The sequence below is a fragment of the Martinezella lusitana genome, from assembly GCF_014207095.1.
Taxonomy (GTDB): Bacteria; Pseudomonadota; Alphaproteobacteria; order Rhizobiales; family Rhizobiaceae; genus Rhizobium; species Rhizobium lusitanum_B.
This window is the reverse complement of sequence record NZ_JACHBG010000001.1, coordinates 311,860-325,821: the sequence shown is the minus strand read 5'-3', so window position 1 is coordinate 325,821 and position 13,962 is coordinate 311,860. Positions and strand designations below refer to the sequence as shown.

The window sequence follows — 13,962 nt, the reverse complement described above, 5'->3', positions numbered from 1 at the left end:
CATCTCCTCACATCCTGAACAGACCGAAGCGTGTGTCTTCGATCGGCGCGTTGAGTGCTGCTGAAAGCGACAGAGCCAGCACGTCGCGGCTCTTGCGCGGGTCGATGATGCCATCGTCCCAGAGGCGGGCCGAGGCGTAGAGCGGGTGGCTCTGGGTTTCGAACATCTTGAGCGTCGGTTCCTTGAAGGCGGCCTCCTCCTCTTTCGTCCAGGGCTTGCCGGCGCGAGCCAGCGCTTCGCCGCGCACGGTGGCGAGCACGCCCGCCGCCTGCTCCCCGCCCATGACCGAGATGCGGCTGTTGGGCCAGGTCCAGAGGAAGCGCGGCGAATAGGCGCGGCCGGCCATGCCGTAATTGCCGGCACCGAAGGAGCCACCGATGAGCATGGTGACCTTCGGAACTTTGGTGGTCGCCACTGCCGTCACCAGCTTGGCGCCGTTCTTGGCGATACCTTCCGTCTCGTATTTCCGGCCGACCATGAAGCCGGTGATGTTCTGCAGGAAGACCAGCGGGATCTTGCGCTGTGAGCAGAGTTCGACGAAATGCGCGCCCTTCAAGGCCGACTCCGAGAACAGGACACCGTTGTTGGCGACGATCCCGACGGGAATGCCGTGGATGTGGGCGAAGCCGCAGACCAACGTCGTGCCGTAGCGCGCCTTGAACTCATCGAGGCGAGAGCCATCCACCATGCGGGCGATGACCTCACGCACGTCATAGGGCGTGCGCAGGTCTGAAGGGACGATGCCCAGGATTTCTTCGGGATCGTAGAGCGGCGCCTCGGGCGTGCGAAGCTCGACACCCTCAGGTTTGCGGCGATTGAGATTGGCGACCGCCTGTCGGGCGAGCGCAAGCGCGTGGGCATCGTCGCGCGCAAGATGGTCGGCAACGCCGGAGAGGCGCGTATGGACGTCACCGCCGCCGAGATCCTCGGCTGAAACCACCTCCCCCGTCGCCGCCTTGACGAGCGGCGGACCGGCCAGAAAGATCGTTCCCTGCTTCTCGACAATGATGGTTTCATCCGACATGGCAGGCACATAGGCGCCGCCTGCCGTGCAGGATCCCATGACGACGGCGATCTGCGGAATGCCGGCTGCCGACATATTGGCCTGATTGTAGAAGATGCGGCCGAAGTGATCGCGATCCGGAAACACCTCGTCCTGGTTCGGCAGGTTTGCGCCACCGGAATCGACGAGATAGATGCAAGGCAGGTTGTTCTCCGCCGCAATCTCCTGCGCCCGCAGATGCTTCTTCACCGTGATCGGATAATAGGTGCCGCCTTTGACCGTGGCATCGTTGCAGACGATCATGCAGTCACGGCCCGAAACGCGGCCGATGCCGGCGATCAGGCCGGCGCCCGGTGCATCGTCGCCATGCATTCCGTGGGCCGCCGTCGCGCCGATTTCCAGAAACGATGTGGCGGGATCGATCAAGCCGGCAACGCGATCGCGCGGCAGCATCTTGCCGCGACTGACATGCCGTTCGCGCGCCTGCGCTCCGCCGCCTTCCGCCGCTTTCGACGCCGCAGCCGCGGCGACCCCGATCGCCTCCAGCAACGCCGCACGATTGTCGCGGAAGCGATCGGAATGCGTCGATATCTCTGATTTCAGGACGGTCATGCGGCCTCACTCGATCAAGTCAAATGGAATTCGAAATCAGGCCGTTTCGCCGAACAACTCGCGGCCGATCAGCATGCGCCGGATTTCGGACGTGCCGGCGCCGATCTCATAGAGCTTGGCGTCACGCAGCAGCCGCCCGGCGGGGTAATCATTGGTATAGCCATTGCCGCCGAGCGCCTGGATGCATTCGAGCGCGAGCGCCGTCGCTTTCTCCGCGGAATAGAGAATGCAGCCGGCCGCATCCTTGCGGGTCGTCTCGCCGCGATCGCAGGCGGCCGCCACCGCATAGACATAGGCGCGCGCGGCATTCATGGTGACATACATGTCGGCGAGCTTGCCCTGCATCAGCTGGAACTCGCCGATGGACTGGCCGAACTGCCTGCGCTCATGCACATAGGGCATCACCACATCCATACAGGCCGCCATGATGCCGACCGGACCGCCCGAGAGCACGACGCGCTCATAATCGAGCCCCGACATCAGCACGCGAACACCGCCATCGACTTGCCCCAGAATATTCTCCTCCGGCACTTCGCAATCCGTGAAGATCAGCTCCGACGTGTTAGAGCCGCGCATGCCGAGCTTGTCGAGCTTCTGGCCGACGGAAAACCCCTTGAAGCCCTTTTCAATAAGAAAGGCAGTAATGCCGCGCGGGCCGGCATCCGGCGAAGTCTTCGCGTAGACGACGAGAACATCGGCATCCGGGCCGTTGGTGATCCACATCTTACTGCCGTTCAGCACATAATGATGGCCGCGCTTTTCAGCATGAAGCTTCATGGAAACGACGTCGGAACCGGCACCGGGTTCGGACATGGCGAGCGCCCCGACATGTTCGCCCGAAATCAGCTTCGGCAGATAGCGCTCCTTTTGGGCCGTCGTGCCGTTGCGATGGATCTGGTTGACGCAAAGGTTGGAATGGGCGCCGTAACTGAGGCCGACGGAAGCGGACGCACGGCTGATTTCTTCCATGGCAACCGTATGGGCAAGATAGCCGAGCCCTGCCCCGCCGAGCGCTTCGTCGACGGTAATCCCAAGCACGCCGAGATCACCCATCTCCCGCCAAAGATGCATCGGGAAACTGTTGTTGCGATCGATCTCGTCGGCAAACGGCGCGATACGGTTGGCCGCGAAACGGCGCACCTGTTCGCGCAGCGCTTCGATGTCCTCGCCCAGCGCGAAATTCAATCCCCCTTCGAACATCCTGCTTCTCCTCCCGACCGTCCCAAACGTCCGATCCTTGTCAACGTATATCTCTTTATGCCCGCTTCAAGCGCCTGCCTTAGCCATCATGCGGCATTGGCCGACACTTGCCGCGTCTCCTGCGTCGCCTCATAGGCTTTCATCCTGTCGGCAATCGTCATCATGATCGTCTCAATGGCCTTGTGCTTGACCGGGCCGAAGCCTCTGATCTCATCAAACAGAGAGAGAATGGCGAGAGCCTCCGCTTCGTTGTCGTGGCGCAGGCCTGCGAGCACGCGCTCAGCAATTCCTTCATATTCGGCGATCATGCGGCGCTCCAATCGACGTTCCGCCATATAACCGAAGGGGTCGAAAGCGGTGCCCCGCAGTCGTTTCATCGGCGCCAGAGCGCGCAGTAACGGCAGGATCCAGGCACCGAATTCACGCTTCTTCGGTCGGCCGTTCGGATCCTTCCCGCCTAAGATCGGCGGCGCAAGATTGAAGGCCAGCTTGAAATCGCCCTCCATCTCCTCCCGTAGCTGCGCTTCGAAGGAAGGATCGGTCAGGAGACGAGCGACCTCGTATTCATCCTTATAGGCCAGAATACGCGCATAGGTGACGGCGACAGCAAAGGGCACCTTGTCCGACAGGCGTTCCCTGATCGCCAAGGCGTTGGCATGGGCCACGAAGCGGCCGTAACGCTCGGCAAGTGCCTCGTCCTGATAGGTAGCCAGATGGGCCTTGCGATGCTTGATGAGATCTTCGAGGCCCATATCCGCCAGTGTCTTGCCAGCATCCGGCTCGGTGATCATGGCCTGCACGGACTGCGGGTCATGCGCCAGAAGCCGGCCCCAGGAGAAGGCGGCAAGGCTCGCCTTGACGGCGACGCCATTGAGCTCGATCGCCTTCTCGATCGATTCCAGCGACAGCGGCAGCAGGCCGCGCTGCCAGGCAAAACCGGTCAATAGAATATTGGTCGAGATGGCATCGCCGGTCAGCTCGGTTGCGATGCGATTGAAATCGAGGAAGACGGATTTGTCGCTCACAGCCTTCGCGATCGTGTGCTGGATCGAGCCGGCCTTGAAATCGAAATCGCGATTGCGCACGAAATCGGCAACCGGCATCAGGCCGGTGTTGACGATGGCCGTGGTGCGGGCCTCCGAGCAGAGCGTGATCGCATCCTTGGAGGCGCCGACAACCTCGTCTGCAGCAAACAAGAGATCGGCGCCGCCGTTGACGATCCTCGATGAGGTGACGTCGCCCTGGTTTAAACCGATGCGCAGATGGCTCATGACGGCGCCACCCTTCTGGGCGAGGCCGGCCATGTCGAGGATCATCGGCACCTTGCCGTCGAGATGCGCGGCCATACCAAGAATGGCGCCGATCGTCAGGATCCCGGTGCCGCCGACGCCGGCAATTGCGATATTCCAAGGGCGGTCGACGATGACAGGAATTTCAGGCAGGGGCAGCTTGATATCGGCAGGTGCGCGCGCCTTCCGCTTGCGGCGCTTGCCGCCATGAACAGTGACGAAGGACGGGCAGAAGCCTTTGACGCAGGAGAAATCCTTGTTGCAGCTCGACTGGTTGATCTGGCGCTTGCGGCCGAATTCAGTCTCCAGCGGCTCGACGGAGATGCAGTTGGATTGTACCGAGCAATCGCCGCAACCCTCGCAGACAGCCTTGTTGATGAAAACGCGCTTGGCCGGATCTTCCATCAGGCCGCGGCTGCGGCGACGGCGCTTCTCGGCGGCACAGGTCTGGACATAGACGATCGCCGAACAGCCCGCGGTCTCGCGCAAGGTCAGCATCACCTGATCGATATGGTCGCGATGCAGCACCTTGACGCCGGGCGCCAGCTCGGAGGCGCTGTAGGCGTCGGGATTATCGGATAGCAAGTAAATCGGCTTGACGCCCTCGTCATGCAGCTGCTTCGTCACCAACTGCGGCGTAAGGTGCCCGTCGATCTGCTGGCCACCGGTCATGGCGACCGCATCGTTGTAGAGCAGCTTGTAGGTGACATTGACCTTGGCGGCGACGGACTGGCGGACGGCGAGAATGCCGGAGTGGAAATAGGTGCCGTCGCCGAGATTGACGAACATGTGCTTTTCGTCGGTGTAGCGTGCAATCGCCGTCCACGGCACGCCTTCGCCGCCCATCTGCGTGAAGGTCTCGGTGCTGCGATCCATCCAGGTGACCATGTAGTGGCAACCGATGCCGGCGGCGGCGCGGCTGCCTTCGGGAACGCGGGTGGACGTATTGTGCGGACAGCCGGAGCAGAAGAACGGCGTGCGGTTCAGCGGCGCGACATGGCTTCTGCTGATCTGGCCACGCTCGGCAAGATAGGCAAGCTTGGCGGCGATGCGATCATGCAGACCCCGGTCGAGATCGAGTTTGACGATGCGCCCGGCGATCGCCCTGGCAACGGCACCGACGGTCAACGCAGAAGACAGGCTGAGATAGGGTCTGTCGTGCTCGTCGAACTTGCCGACAATGCGCGGGCGCACATCGGCGCGCCAGTTGAACAGCTGCTGCTTGATCTGGTTTTCGATGATCTCACGCCGCTCTTCGACGACCAGCACCTCGTCCAGCCCTTCGGAGAAGTGCCGCACCGCCTCCGGCTCAAGCGGCCAGGGCATACGGACTTTCAAAATACGCAGGCCGATCGCCGCCATTTCTTTGGGGCCGATCTCGAGCTCGCGCAGCGCCTGCAGCACATCCTCATAGGCCTTGCCGGAGGAGATAATACCAAAGCGGGCATTGGGCACGTCATGCGTGATTTCGTCGACGCGATTGGCGCGAGCGAAGGCGATGGCGGCATAGGCCTTGTAATTCTGCAGCCGGTCATCCTGCATCAAAGGCGGATCGGGCCAGCGGAGATTGAGGCCACCGGGGGGCAGTTCGAAATCGGTTGGCAGTACGAACTGCCGCCTTTCGCCGGAGAGATCGACAGCCGCTGTTGTCTCGACTGTATCGGCGATGAACTTCATGCCGACCCAGCAGCCGGAATAACGCGACATAGCGATGCCGAGCAGGCCGTATTCAAGAAATTCGTGGATGGACGAGGGATAGATGACCGGCATGACCGCCGACATGAATTCGTGGTCGGTCTGGTGCGGGATGGTCGAGGATTTGGCGGAGTGATCGTCACCGGCAAAGCAAAGGACGCCGCCATGCCTGGAAGTGCCGGCGGCATTCCCGTGCTTCAGCACATCTCCGGAACGGTCGACGCCGGGGCCTTTGCCGTACCAGATGCCAAGTACGCCATCCTTGCGGGCGCCTGGCGAGAGGCCTACCTGCTGCGAGCCCCAAACGGCTGTTGCGGCTAGATCCTCGTTGATACCCGGTTGAAAGGTGACGTCATGCGCATCGAGATAGGTCTGTGCCTTCAAAAGCTGCTGGTCGTAACCGCCGAGCGGCGAGCCGCGATAACCGGAAATGAAGGCTGCTGTGTTGAGCCCGGCGGCGCGGTCGCGCCGCATCTGGGTCATGGGCAGCCGCACCAGCGCCTGCAGGCCCGTCATGAAAACGCGGCCGTCCTCTGCCGTATATTTGTCGTCTAGCGAAACGCCGGTCGCAAGCATCTGCTCTCCTCCCGAGATCGCAGTCACCGATTGCCCATATGCATTTCACCGGATGCCTCCTACCGCATCCGACGAAAGCCGTGAGGGAACGGTAACACGCAGCGCCGCTAATTTCTGAACGAAGGCTAAGCCTCCGCAGCATGATTTGCAAAGATTTCGGGCGGTTGACAGATGTTTTCGTGCTTGGTGAGCAAGCGCACTGTCATTCATCACGAGCTTTCATTGCCGATATCAGCGCCAGGGCCTTTTACTCCCACGACCCGCCCAATAATGTCGCGCCGACTCGAATCTGGGAGACCTCATATGCTGACGATCTACGGCGTCTATCGCTCGCGCGCCTCGCGCAATTACTGGATGGCTAGGGAGCTCGGTATCGAGTTCAAATCCGTACCGGTCATCCAGGGCAGCCGGCTTGCCAATCCGCTCGCCGCCGATGCACCGATCAACACGCTGTCGCCGGAGTTTCTGGCCGTCAATCCGATGGGCATGATCCCCTGCATCAAGGACGGCGATCTGATGATGCATGAATCGCTTGCCATCAATCTGTACCTCGCCCGCAAATATGGCGGCCCGCTCGCGGGCGCGGCGATCGACGAAGAGGGGTTGATGACGATGTGGACCATGTGGGCCGCAAACGAAGTCGAGCCGCACAGCGTCGCGATCGTGCGCATCTATGACAATGCACAGGAGAATAGCGAACCGGGCAAGGCCGGGATCGCCGTTGCCTGCCGCTCGCTGAAGCGGCCGCTCGCCGTCTTGGAAAAACATCTGTCAAATCAGCAATATCTTGTCGGTGGCCGCTTCACCGTCGCTGACCTCAATCTTGCGGAAGTGCTGCGCTACGCTCAGACGGAACAGGAACTCTTCGACGCCCATCCTGCGGTGAAGGCCTGGATCGAACGCTGCCAGTCACGCGCCGCCTACAAAGCCATGCAGGCAACCCGCGGCCAAGAGCCGGTCTGAATCCGTCTGGAATCCAAGACGTGGAGCATGATGTCGGCCTGACATCACCTAGGTTTTTCGGCATCATGCTCTATCGGAAGAGACGCATGCTCTCTTCCATTTCTTCGCGGATCCAGGCCTTGAAAGCGGTGACCTTCTTCGGTTCCCGCACACCTTCGGCCGCAACAAAATAGTGGCCGAAGCCGGTCTTGGCGCGGATGCCGAAGGGGTCGACAAGGCATTTCTGCTCCAGGGCGTAGGCGGCCAGCGTCTGCCAGGCGAGCATCACGCCCTGCCCGGCCATGGCCGCATCCAGGCACAGCGACGCGTCGTTGAAGATGTGCCGCTCTTCCATGCCATGGCCTGACAGGCCTGCTTGTTTCAACCAGACTTCCCAGCCGAACATCGCGTGGCCGTCGATGACGGCCGGCACCTTCAGAAGATCGGCAGGCTCGTGGAGCGTGGCGGCCACCCGTGGTGTGACGACGGGAAACACTTCCTGCGCCAGCAACAGTTCGGATTCGACATCCGGCCACCGCCCGTTGCCAACCCGAATGCCGATATCGACATCCGACGTCGCCGGATTGATCAGCTTCGTCGTGGCGTCGATGCGCAGGCGGATATCGGGGTGACGATTGGCAAAGCGATCGAGGCGGTACACCAGCCAGCGGGCGGCAAAAACCGGGGCAACGGAAATGGTGAGGATATTCTCATCCTTATGCTGCGCGACGGCCACCGCTGCCGACAGAGCCTTGAAGCCCTCCTCCAGCCGGGCCAGTACTGCGCCACCGGCTTCGGTCATCAGCATGCCCTTCGGCGTGCGCTCAAACAACGGTCGGCCCAATTGCCCCTCAGCCTTGATAACCTGCTGGCTGACCGCGCCGATCGTTACGCCAAGTTCATCTGCGGCAGCCTGCAAGGACCCCAGCCGCCCCACCGCCTCCACGGCTCGAAGACCATTCAAATGTACGCTGTTGAGATTTCGCATATAGAATATCTATATCAGCATCTCATCATTCTCAATTGATTAAAGCGCAGAACAGCGCGATTATTGCAGCATGGAATTGAAACCCGCCGCCGCCCGACCGGCTGATGACCCCATGGTTGCATCTATGCGGAGAATTTCAGGAGACATGCCATGTCCATATTGAAGTTTTTCTTCAATGACTTGCAGGATGAAGACCGCGAGCGGAAGAACGACCCGCTGCAGCACCCCACGCTCGCTGCAATGTCGCTGGAGGAGTTGGCCGACTTGCCGTTGATGCCGGAAAATCTGGGTCGAGAGGTGGAGATGCAGCAGAAGCCTTCAAGGGGAGTTGCCTGATTTCTCACGGCGATACCCAATGATAGGTTTCCAAAACGCGCCTTTCGCTCGTGAGAGACACGGACCAAGCCTCTATGCCTGGGATAAGATTTTCGTACCACAATCTCTCAGCACAGGGAGCAATACAGCTCTCCAAGGCATAACCGGGATAGAGGCGATCTGGCATTTCGCGCGCAGTCGGAGATCCAAGCTTGTTAAGAACAACCTCCTCTGTGTCTCCCGCGCCAATTGTTTCGAAAGCGGCGCTCCAATTTTTATGATATTGGGTACGGCCTAAGACGATCGCAACAAACGTCACAACGACGATAATCGCGGCAAATTCCGAGCGCGCTCTTTGGCTAAGTGGCATGGGACGCCGTCCCTTTGGGATTGCTTACTGGGTGAGGAAATATATTCTTCCTCTTGCAAACACAACCGATCCGAGCGCAGCAATGGTCGAACATACCGATCTAGGAACGATTTATGAGCGGCTACAGCGTCTTGTCTCCAACGCTAGATTGCCGGAGGTCGAACCCGGTACACATTACGGCCTGCCGGCTTTCAAAGTCGGCGGCAAAGCTTTCGCGACCGTCAAGAACAACGAGACCATCGTCCTAGCCTTGCCGATCGACCGCAAGGAGCAGCTGATCGAAATGACGCCGGAGATCTATTTCCAGACGGATCATTATGTCGGCTGGCCTGCTCTGCCTCTGCGCATCGATACGATCGAAGATGAGGAACTGGAACTGCGCTTGATCGAGGCGTGGCGATACCGCGCCCCGAAAAAACTTCTGGCCAGATTCGGCTGAGGCCCTCAGCCGGCTTCGACGGCAAGCGCCTTCTTGACAGCAGGGCGCTCAAGCATGCGCGCATAGTGAGCGCTCACCTTTGCGAACTGGTCGCGATCGACGCCGTCTCCCGGCAGCCACTTTGCGATGGTGAAGAGATAGCCGTCTGCAACCGTATATTGATCGCCCATCACCCAAGGCCCCTGGAGCATGCCGTCCTCGATAAGCGCGAAGCTCTCCGTCATGGTTTGCGGCACTTTGGCTTTCATCGCCTCGATGGCTGCGGCATCGTCCGTCCAGCGATAACCACGCCCCTTGTGCGAATGGTTGACGTGGACAGTCGACGACAGATAGCTGTTGAAGGCCTGCATCTGGGCGAACGCGAAGGGATCGTCGAGCGGCGCCAGCTTTGCGGCGGGCACGATCTGGGCGAGGTAAGCCAGAATCGCAACGTTTTCCGTAATCAAGCCCTTGTCCGTAACCAGCGCCGGCACACGCCCCTTGGGGTTGACAGCCAGATACTCCGGCTGGCGCTGATCGCCATTGGCGAGGTTGAGGCGCCGGGGCTCATAGGCGAGACCGGATTCTTCCAGGGCGATGAGGCTGGCAAGAGCACAGCTTCCGGGCGCAAAATAGAATGTCAGCATGTTCCGTTCCTCGATTGGATTCCCGGGGAAGCTAAAGGCAAGCCGGGCAATACGGAAGTGGCCGATGCTGATACCTTCTACAAAAGGTTTTGATCGATCGGGAATGCATGCCCATCCTCATGGGGCTAGACTATGAGGATGGGCGAGCGTGTCAGGCGCAGCCGGGAACGTCTTCCAGCTTGTACCAGACGGGAATGCCGCGTTCGCGGGCTATGCGGACATCATTATCCGCCCCCTTGGAATCGCCCGGCAACCTCAAAACTCCTTCGCAAAGCTGCAGCAGACGGCCGGCCGTCGGGTGGAAGATCTCTTCATAAAGATCGTCGCCGATGCTCTTGCCGCCGGCAGCATGCCAGACTGGCAGAGCGACCCATTCGCCGATCATTGGCAGATGTCCGGCCTTGAACAGGGCGTAGGATGGCTCCTCCAGACGCTTGAGGTTCTCGGCCATCTTCTTCGGATCGTCCCCGGTGCCGGAACGATAGGGCCCGGCGATCAAGATCAACATGTCATTTCTCCATTTTCCTCCTGCTTCCTGCAGGAATTTGCACGAATATGCGCATATTTTCTTGAATGTCGAATCTATTTTGATAGAATCGCGATGTTTCGTGAAATAACGTGCAGAGATCGACATGCTCACCAGCCAACGCAAAGCCCTCATCCTCGACAGATTGCGCCGTGACGGCCAGGTGGTCGCCAAGGCACTGGCCGACGATCTCAGCCTGTCGGAAGACACGATCCGCAGGGATCTGCGGGAGATGGCGACGGAAAAGCTCTTGAAACGCGTGCATGGTGGCGCATTGCCGCTTTCCCCCGACCTGCCGGATTTTTCGGCGCGTCAAGCGGTGTCATCGGAGGAGAAGCGGCGACTTGGCGCGTTTGCCGCGCGCATGATCGAACCGGGCCAGACTGTGTTTCTTGACGGCGGCACCACCAATGCCGAGATCGTCCGCCACTTACCCAAGGATCTGGCCGTCACCATCGTCACCCACAGCCCGACCATCGCCAGCGAGCTGGAGCATCATTCGGCTATCGACGTGATTCTGATCGGCGGCAAACTCTACAAGCACTCGATGGTGGCAACAGGCGCTGCGGCCATGGCGGCGATCGCCTCGATACGATCCGACATTTTCTTTCTTGGCGTTACCGCCGTTCATCCGGTGCGAGGCGTCTCCACCGGCGATTTCGAGGAAGCCGCCATCAAGCGGCATATCGCTCAATACGCGGCGGAAACCTATGTCTTGGCGACAGCAGACAAGCTCGACGCGGCGTCGCCGTGCCAGATTCTACCGGTGACGGCGGTCTCCGGCCTGATCGTGCCGGCAGATATTTCCGAGGAGAGCCTGACACCCTATCGCAACGCCGAGGTGCCGATTCTGCCTGCCTGAAGCCGGCATTGTCGTCGAAGGACTGGAACAAGCGGCGGCATTGGGATTTAGATGGCAATGAACATGATCCAGTCGAAGATTGATCCTATCTCAGGCTGAGATGGCCTGCCCAGCAGCGATTACCGATCAGGTCCAGCTCAAACCTTGCAGGTTACGGTCGCACATGAACGAACGCCGCATTCACCAGATCTTCGAAATCAGCATCCTGCTGAAAGGCGCCCATGCCCTGATCGAATGCATCAGCGGCCTGATCCTGGCGCTCGTCAGCACGGAATCCATCCTGCGCCTGGTGAATTGGCTCGTGCAGCCCGAACGACTCAACGACCCCAAGGATTTCGTGGCGAGCCACCTACATGCCTGGGCGCAGGATTTCTCCGTCAGCACCAAGAATTTCTACGCCTGGTATCTCTTGAGCCATGGTGTAGTGAAGGTGCTGCTCGTCATCGGCCTGCTGAGAGGCAAGATGTGGGCCTATCCGGCATCGCTGGTGGCGCTCGGTTTTTTCATCGCCTACCAGCTGTACCGCTTTACGGACACGCACGGCATCGGGCTCATAGTCCTCACCGTGTTCGACCTGTTCGTCATGGTTCTCATTTGGCACGAATACAAAATCGTCCGGCAACATGTGCCGGCACGATAGAGCGCCGTGCTTCCTTTCGGAAGCATGGCGCTCTATCTCTTTGAATCTACGCGTCAGGCTCTTCGAAAATCGTTCAGATTTTCGGGCCGATGCTGTAGGTCAGAGGCCGTAGCAATGAGTAGAGTTACGCCGTCAGGGCCGAAGCCGGCCTGATATCGCCGACGTGGATGCCGTTCCAGTTCTTGAAGGACTTGTTGGCGATCGCCATCAGGCCGGCATGAACGGCACCGTCCTTCTCGAAGAAGCGTGCAAGCGTTGCGGCAACCATGACTTCCGTAGCACGGCCGGTGCCATCGTCGCATTTCAGAGCGACGGCGATACCCTGCTCCGGAATCGAGGCGCAGAACACGCCTTCGGCGCCGGTCTTGGCGAAGATGCGGCCTGGAGCGACCTGCATCAGCTTGGTGCAGGCGCGGTCGGTGCCCGCGACGTAGAAGGGTTCGGCCATGCAAGCCTCGAACAGCCGGCGCGACGCCTTGGCGCGCAGCGGCTCAAGGCCGACGCCGGTTGCCATCTTGGCAAAGCCATGCGCCAGCCCCTTGAGCGGCACGGCATAAGTTGGGATCGAGCAGCCATCCGTGCCGCAATTGTCATGGCCGAGAACGGCGCCGGTCAGGCTCTGCATGGTGTCGCGGATCTGTTGCTGCAGCGGGTGCTCGTAGCCGACATAGCCCTTGGGGTCGATATCCTGATGGCAGCAGGCGCAGACGAAGCCGGCATGCTTGCCAGAGCAATTGTTATGCAGCGCAGTCGGCTTGTCGAGCGTGCGCGCCTGGTGGATGAGGGTCTTCTGATCGGAAGACCAATGCGCGCCACATTCCAGCGTGTCGACATCGCGGCCGGCGCGCGCCAGCATGGAAGCGGCAAGCGCAACATGCTCGTCCTCGCCATTATGGGAGGAGCAGGCGAGCGCCAGTTCCTTGTTGCCGAAGCCATAGGCGTCTGCGGCGCCGCTTTCGACCAATGGCAGGGCCTGCATCGCCTTGCAGGCGGAGCGCGGAAACACGCCCCTGTCGATATCGCCAACCGAGAAGACCACTTTGCCGTCGCCATCGACCGCAACGATGGAACCGCGATGGCGGCTCTCGACCAGATTGCCACGGGTGACTTCGACGCAGACGGGATTCGACATGATGGGATGCAGCCTTTGATTTGCGGGATGGCCACTGATAGCCGCTGCGCCCCGGATTGCCAATCTAGGATCTGTCCATCCGCATGAAAAAGCGGATCGCTCAGGCGGTCGGGCTGATCCGGTATGCGCATCGCCGCGCGCCTAGCAGAATATGCTCCTCCCGCTCGACGTGCGCATCGAGCACGATGCGGAAGGTTTCAAGCTCGGACCGGCAGAAGCCGGCGCAGGCGCAGGCAGCGGCACATATCGGGCAATGATTCTCCACCAGCATGAGCGAGCCATCTTCGCGTTGCCAGTAATCGGCCATATAGCCCTCCTGGGTGCGGATGGCGGCAAGGCTTGCGACGCGTGACGCCAAGTCGGCGGTGAGGTCGATTTCGCTGCGATAGCGCCGCAGCGTCTCGGTTTCACGGGCAGAGATGACGGTATCGACGGCACCCTGCCCCAACTGGCTGACCATGGTCGCAAGCAGGGTCGCTGTGAGATCCGCGTGCCCATCGGGAAACTGCCGATTGCCGGCGGCCGTCAGGTGCCAGAGCTGCCGCGGTCGCCCTCTGCCCGCTGCCGCCTCCGCCACGGGCTCGACCAGCCCCTCCTCCGCCATCTTCGTCAGCTGCTGGCGCGCCGCCTCGGACGATATGCCCAGCGCATCGCCGACAGCTGCAGCGAGTTGCGGTCCATCGGTTTTCAACAGGATCAGAATTCTGTTGGCAGGTGATTGGCGCATTTTTCCAAGTTGTCTCTTGT

The 13,962-nt window shown here is 60.6% G+C and carries 13 protein-coding genes; 5 read left to right on the top strand and 8 right to left on the bottom strand.

The genetic code is table 11. The features are described from left to right. Positions 1–7 precede the first annotated feature (7 nt). The 3 genes from GGD46_RS01585 to GGD46_RS01575 form a co-directional block, all read right to left on the bottom strand. On the bottom strand, positions 8–1,615 hold the full coding sequence (locus tag GGD46_RS01585) for a carboxyl transferase domain-containing protein (protein WP_184701160.1): 1,608 nt from the start codon (positions 1,613–1,615) through the stop codon (positions 8–10). Between the two features lie 36 nt (positions 1,616–1,651). Beyond that, the gene (locus tag GGD46_RS01580) at positions 1,652–2,815 is read right to left on the bottom strand and encodes an isovaleryl-CoA dehydrogenase (protein WP_184701158.1); all 1,164 of its coding nucleotides are present in this window, start codon (positions 2,813–2,815) and stop codon (positions 1,652–1,654) included. Between the two features lie 86 nt (positions 2,816–2,901). Next, a complete protein-coding gene (locus GGD46_RS01575) occupies positions 2,902–6,375 on the bottom strand; it encodes an indolepyruvate ferredoxin oxidoreductase family protein (protein ID WP_184701156.1) in 3,474 nt (1,157 codons plus the stop codon). A gap of 303 nt (positions 6,376–6,678) precedes the next feature. Here GGD46_RS01575 and GGD46_RS01570 point away from each other — a divergent pair, with 303 nt between their 5' ends. Further along, entirely contained in the window at positions 6,679–7,338 is a 660-nt protein-coding gene (locus tag GGD46_RS01570; protein WP_184701140.1) for a glutathione S-transferase family protein, read from the top strand. 70 nt (positions 7,339–7,408) lie between these two features. On the opposite strand, the gene GGD46_RS01565 is transcribed toward GGD46_RS01570, so the two are convergent. Next, entirely contained in the window at positions 7,409–8,305 is an 897-nt protein-coding gene (locus tag GGD46_RS01565; RefSeq protein WP_184701138.1) for a LysR substrate-binding domain-containing protein, read from the bottom strand. A 150-nt stretch (positions 8,306–8,455) separates the two neighbouring features. Between GGD46_RS01565 and GGD46_RS01560 the strand changes: the two genes are divergently transcribed. Together GGD46_RS01560 and GGD46_RS01555 are read left to right on the top strand one after the other, a co-directional pair. Next, the gene (locus GGD46_RS01560) at positions 8,456–8,641 is read left to right on the top strand and encodes a hypothetical protein (protein ID WP_184701136.1); all 186 of its coding nucleotides are present in this window, start codon (positions 8,456–8,458) and stop codon (positions 8,639–8,641) included. Positions 8,642–9,072: 431 nt separating this feature from the next. After that, positions 9,073–9,429, top strand: coding sequence for an MmcQ/YjbR family DNA-binding protein (locus GGD46_RS01555; RefSeq protein ID WP_184701134.1), 357 nt, complete (start codon positions 9,073–9,075; stop codon positions 9,427–9,429). Positions 9,430–9,434: 5 nt separating this feature from the next. Here GGD46_RS01555 and GGD46_RS01550 read toward each other — a convergent pair whose 3' ends face one another. Both GGD46_RS01550 and GGD46_RS01545 read right to left on the bottom strand, forming a co-directional pair. After that, the gene (locus GGD46_RS01550) at positions 9,435–10,055 is read right to left on the bottom strand and encodes a glutathione S-transferase family protein (RefSeq protein WP_184701132.1); all 621 of its coding nucleotides are present in this window, start codon (positions 10,053–10,055) and stop codon (positions 9,435–9,437) included. Between the two features lie 151 nt (positions 10,056–10,206). Continuing rightward, positions 10,207–10,563, bottom strand: a complete 357-nt coding sequence (locus tag GGD46_RS01545; RefSeq protein WP_184701129.1) for a DUF4406 domain-containing protein — start codon at positions 10,561–10,563, stop codon at positions 10,207–10,209. Between the two features lie 124 nt (positions 10,564–10,687). On the opposite strand from GGD46_RS01545, the gene GGD46_RS01540 reads away from it, so the two are divergent. Further along, entirely contained in the window at positions 10,688–11,443 is a 756-nt protein-coding gene (locus GGD46_RS01540) for a DeoR/GlpR family DNA-binding transcription regulator (RefSeq protein WP_184701127.1), read from the top strand. A gap of 163 nt (positions 11,444–11,606) precedes the next feature. Beyond that, positions 11,607–12,083, top strand: coding sequence for a DUF2127 domain-containing protein (locus GGD46_RS01535; RefSeq protein WP_184701125.1), 477 nt, complete (start codon positions 11,607–11,609; stop codon positions 12,081–12,083). A gap of 124 nt (positions 12,084–12,207) precedes the next feature. On the opposite strand, the gene GGD46_RS01530 is transcribed toward GGD46_RS01535, so the two are convergent. After that, positions 12,208–13,215, bottom strand: a complete 1,008-nt coding sequence (locus GGD46_RS01530) for an asparaginase (protein ID WP_184701123.1) — start codon at positions 13,213–13,215, stop codon at positions 12,208–12,210. 100 nt (positions 13,216–13,315) lie between these two features. Further along, positions 13,316–13,942: a helix-turn-helix transcriptional regulator gene (locus GGD46_RS01525; protein WP_184701121.1), complete on the bottom strand. Its 627-nt coding sequence runs from the start codon at positions 13,940–13,942 to the stop codon at positions 13,316–13,318. Between the last annotated feature and the right edge of the window lie 20 nt (positions 13,943–13,962).

Excerpts from the sequence above, each read along its gene's own strand:
- GGD46_RS01585 (WP_184701160.1), bottom strand. The coding sequence starts at position 1,615 with ATGACCGTCCTGAAATCAGAGATATCGACGCATTCCGATCGCTTCCGC.
- GGD46_RS01580 (WP_184701158.1), bottom strand. The coding sequence starts at position 2,815 with ATGTTCGAAGGGGGATTGAATTTCGCGCTGGGCGAGGACATCGAAGCG.
- GGD46_RS01575 (WP_184701156.1), bottom strand. The coding sequence starts at position 6,375 with ATGCTTGCGACCGGCGTTTCGCTAGACGACAAATATACGGCAGAGGAC.
- GGD46_RS01570 (WP_184701140.1), top strand. The coding sequence starts at position 6,679 with ATGCTGACGATCTACGGCGTCTATCGCTCGCGCGCCTCGCGCAATTAC.
- GGD46_RS01565 (WP_184701138.1), bottom strand. The coding sequence starts at position 8,305 with ATGCGAAATCTCAACAGCGTACATTTGAATGGTCTTCGAGCCGTGGAG.
- GGD46_RS01560 (WP_184701136.1), top strand. The coding sequence starts at position 8,456 with ATGTCCATATTGAAGTTTTTCTTCAATGACTTGCAGGATGAAGACCGC.
- GGD46_RS01555 (WP_184701134.1), top strand. The coding sequence starts at position 9,073 with ATGGTCGAACATACCGATCTAGGAACGATTTATGAGCGGCTACAGCGT.
- GGD46_RS01550 (WP_184701132.1), bottom strand. The coding sequence starts at position 10,055 with ATGCTGACATTCTATTTTGCGCCCGGAAGCTGTGCTCTTGCCAGCCTC.
- GGD46_RS01545 (WP_184701129.1), bottom strand. The coding sequence starts at position 10,563 with ATGTTGATCTTGATCGCCGGGCCCTATCGTTCCGGCACCGGGGACGAT.
- GGD46_RS01540 (WP_184701127.1), top strand. The coding sequence starts at position 10,688 with ATGCTCACCAGCCAACGCAAAGCCCTCATCCTCGACAGATTGCGCCGT.
- GGD46_RS01535 (WP_184701125.1), top strand. The coding sequence starts at position 11,607 with ATGAACGAACGCCGCATTCACCAGATCTTCGAAATCAGCATCCTGCTG.
- GGD46_RS01530 (WP_184701123.1), bottom strand. The coding sequence starts at position 13,215 with ATGTCGAATCCCGTCTGCGTCGAAGTCACCCGTGGCAATCTGGTCGAG.
- GGD46_RS01525 (WP_184701121.1), bottom strand. The coding sequence starts at position 13,942 with ATGCGCCAATCACCTGCCAACAGAATTCTGATCCTGTTGAAAACCGAT.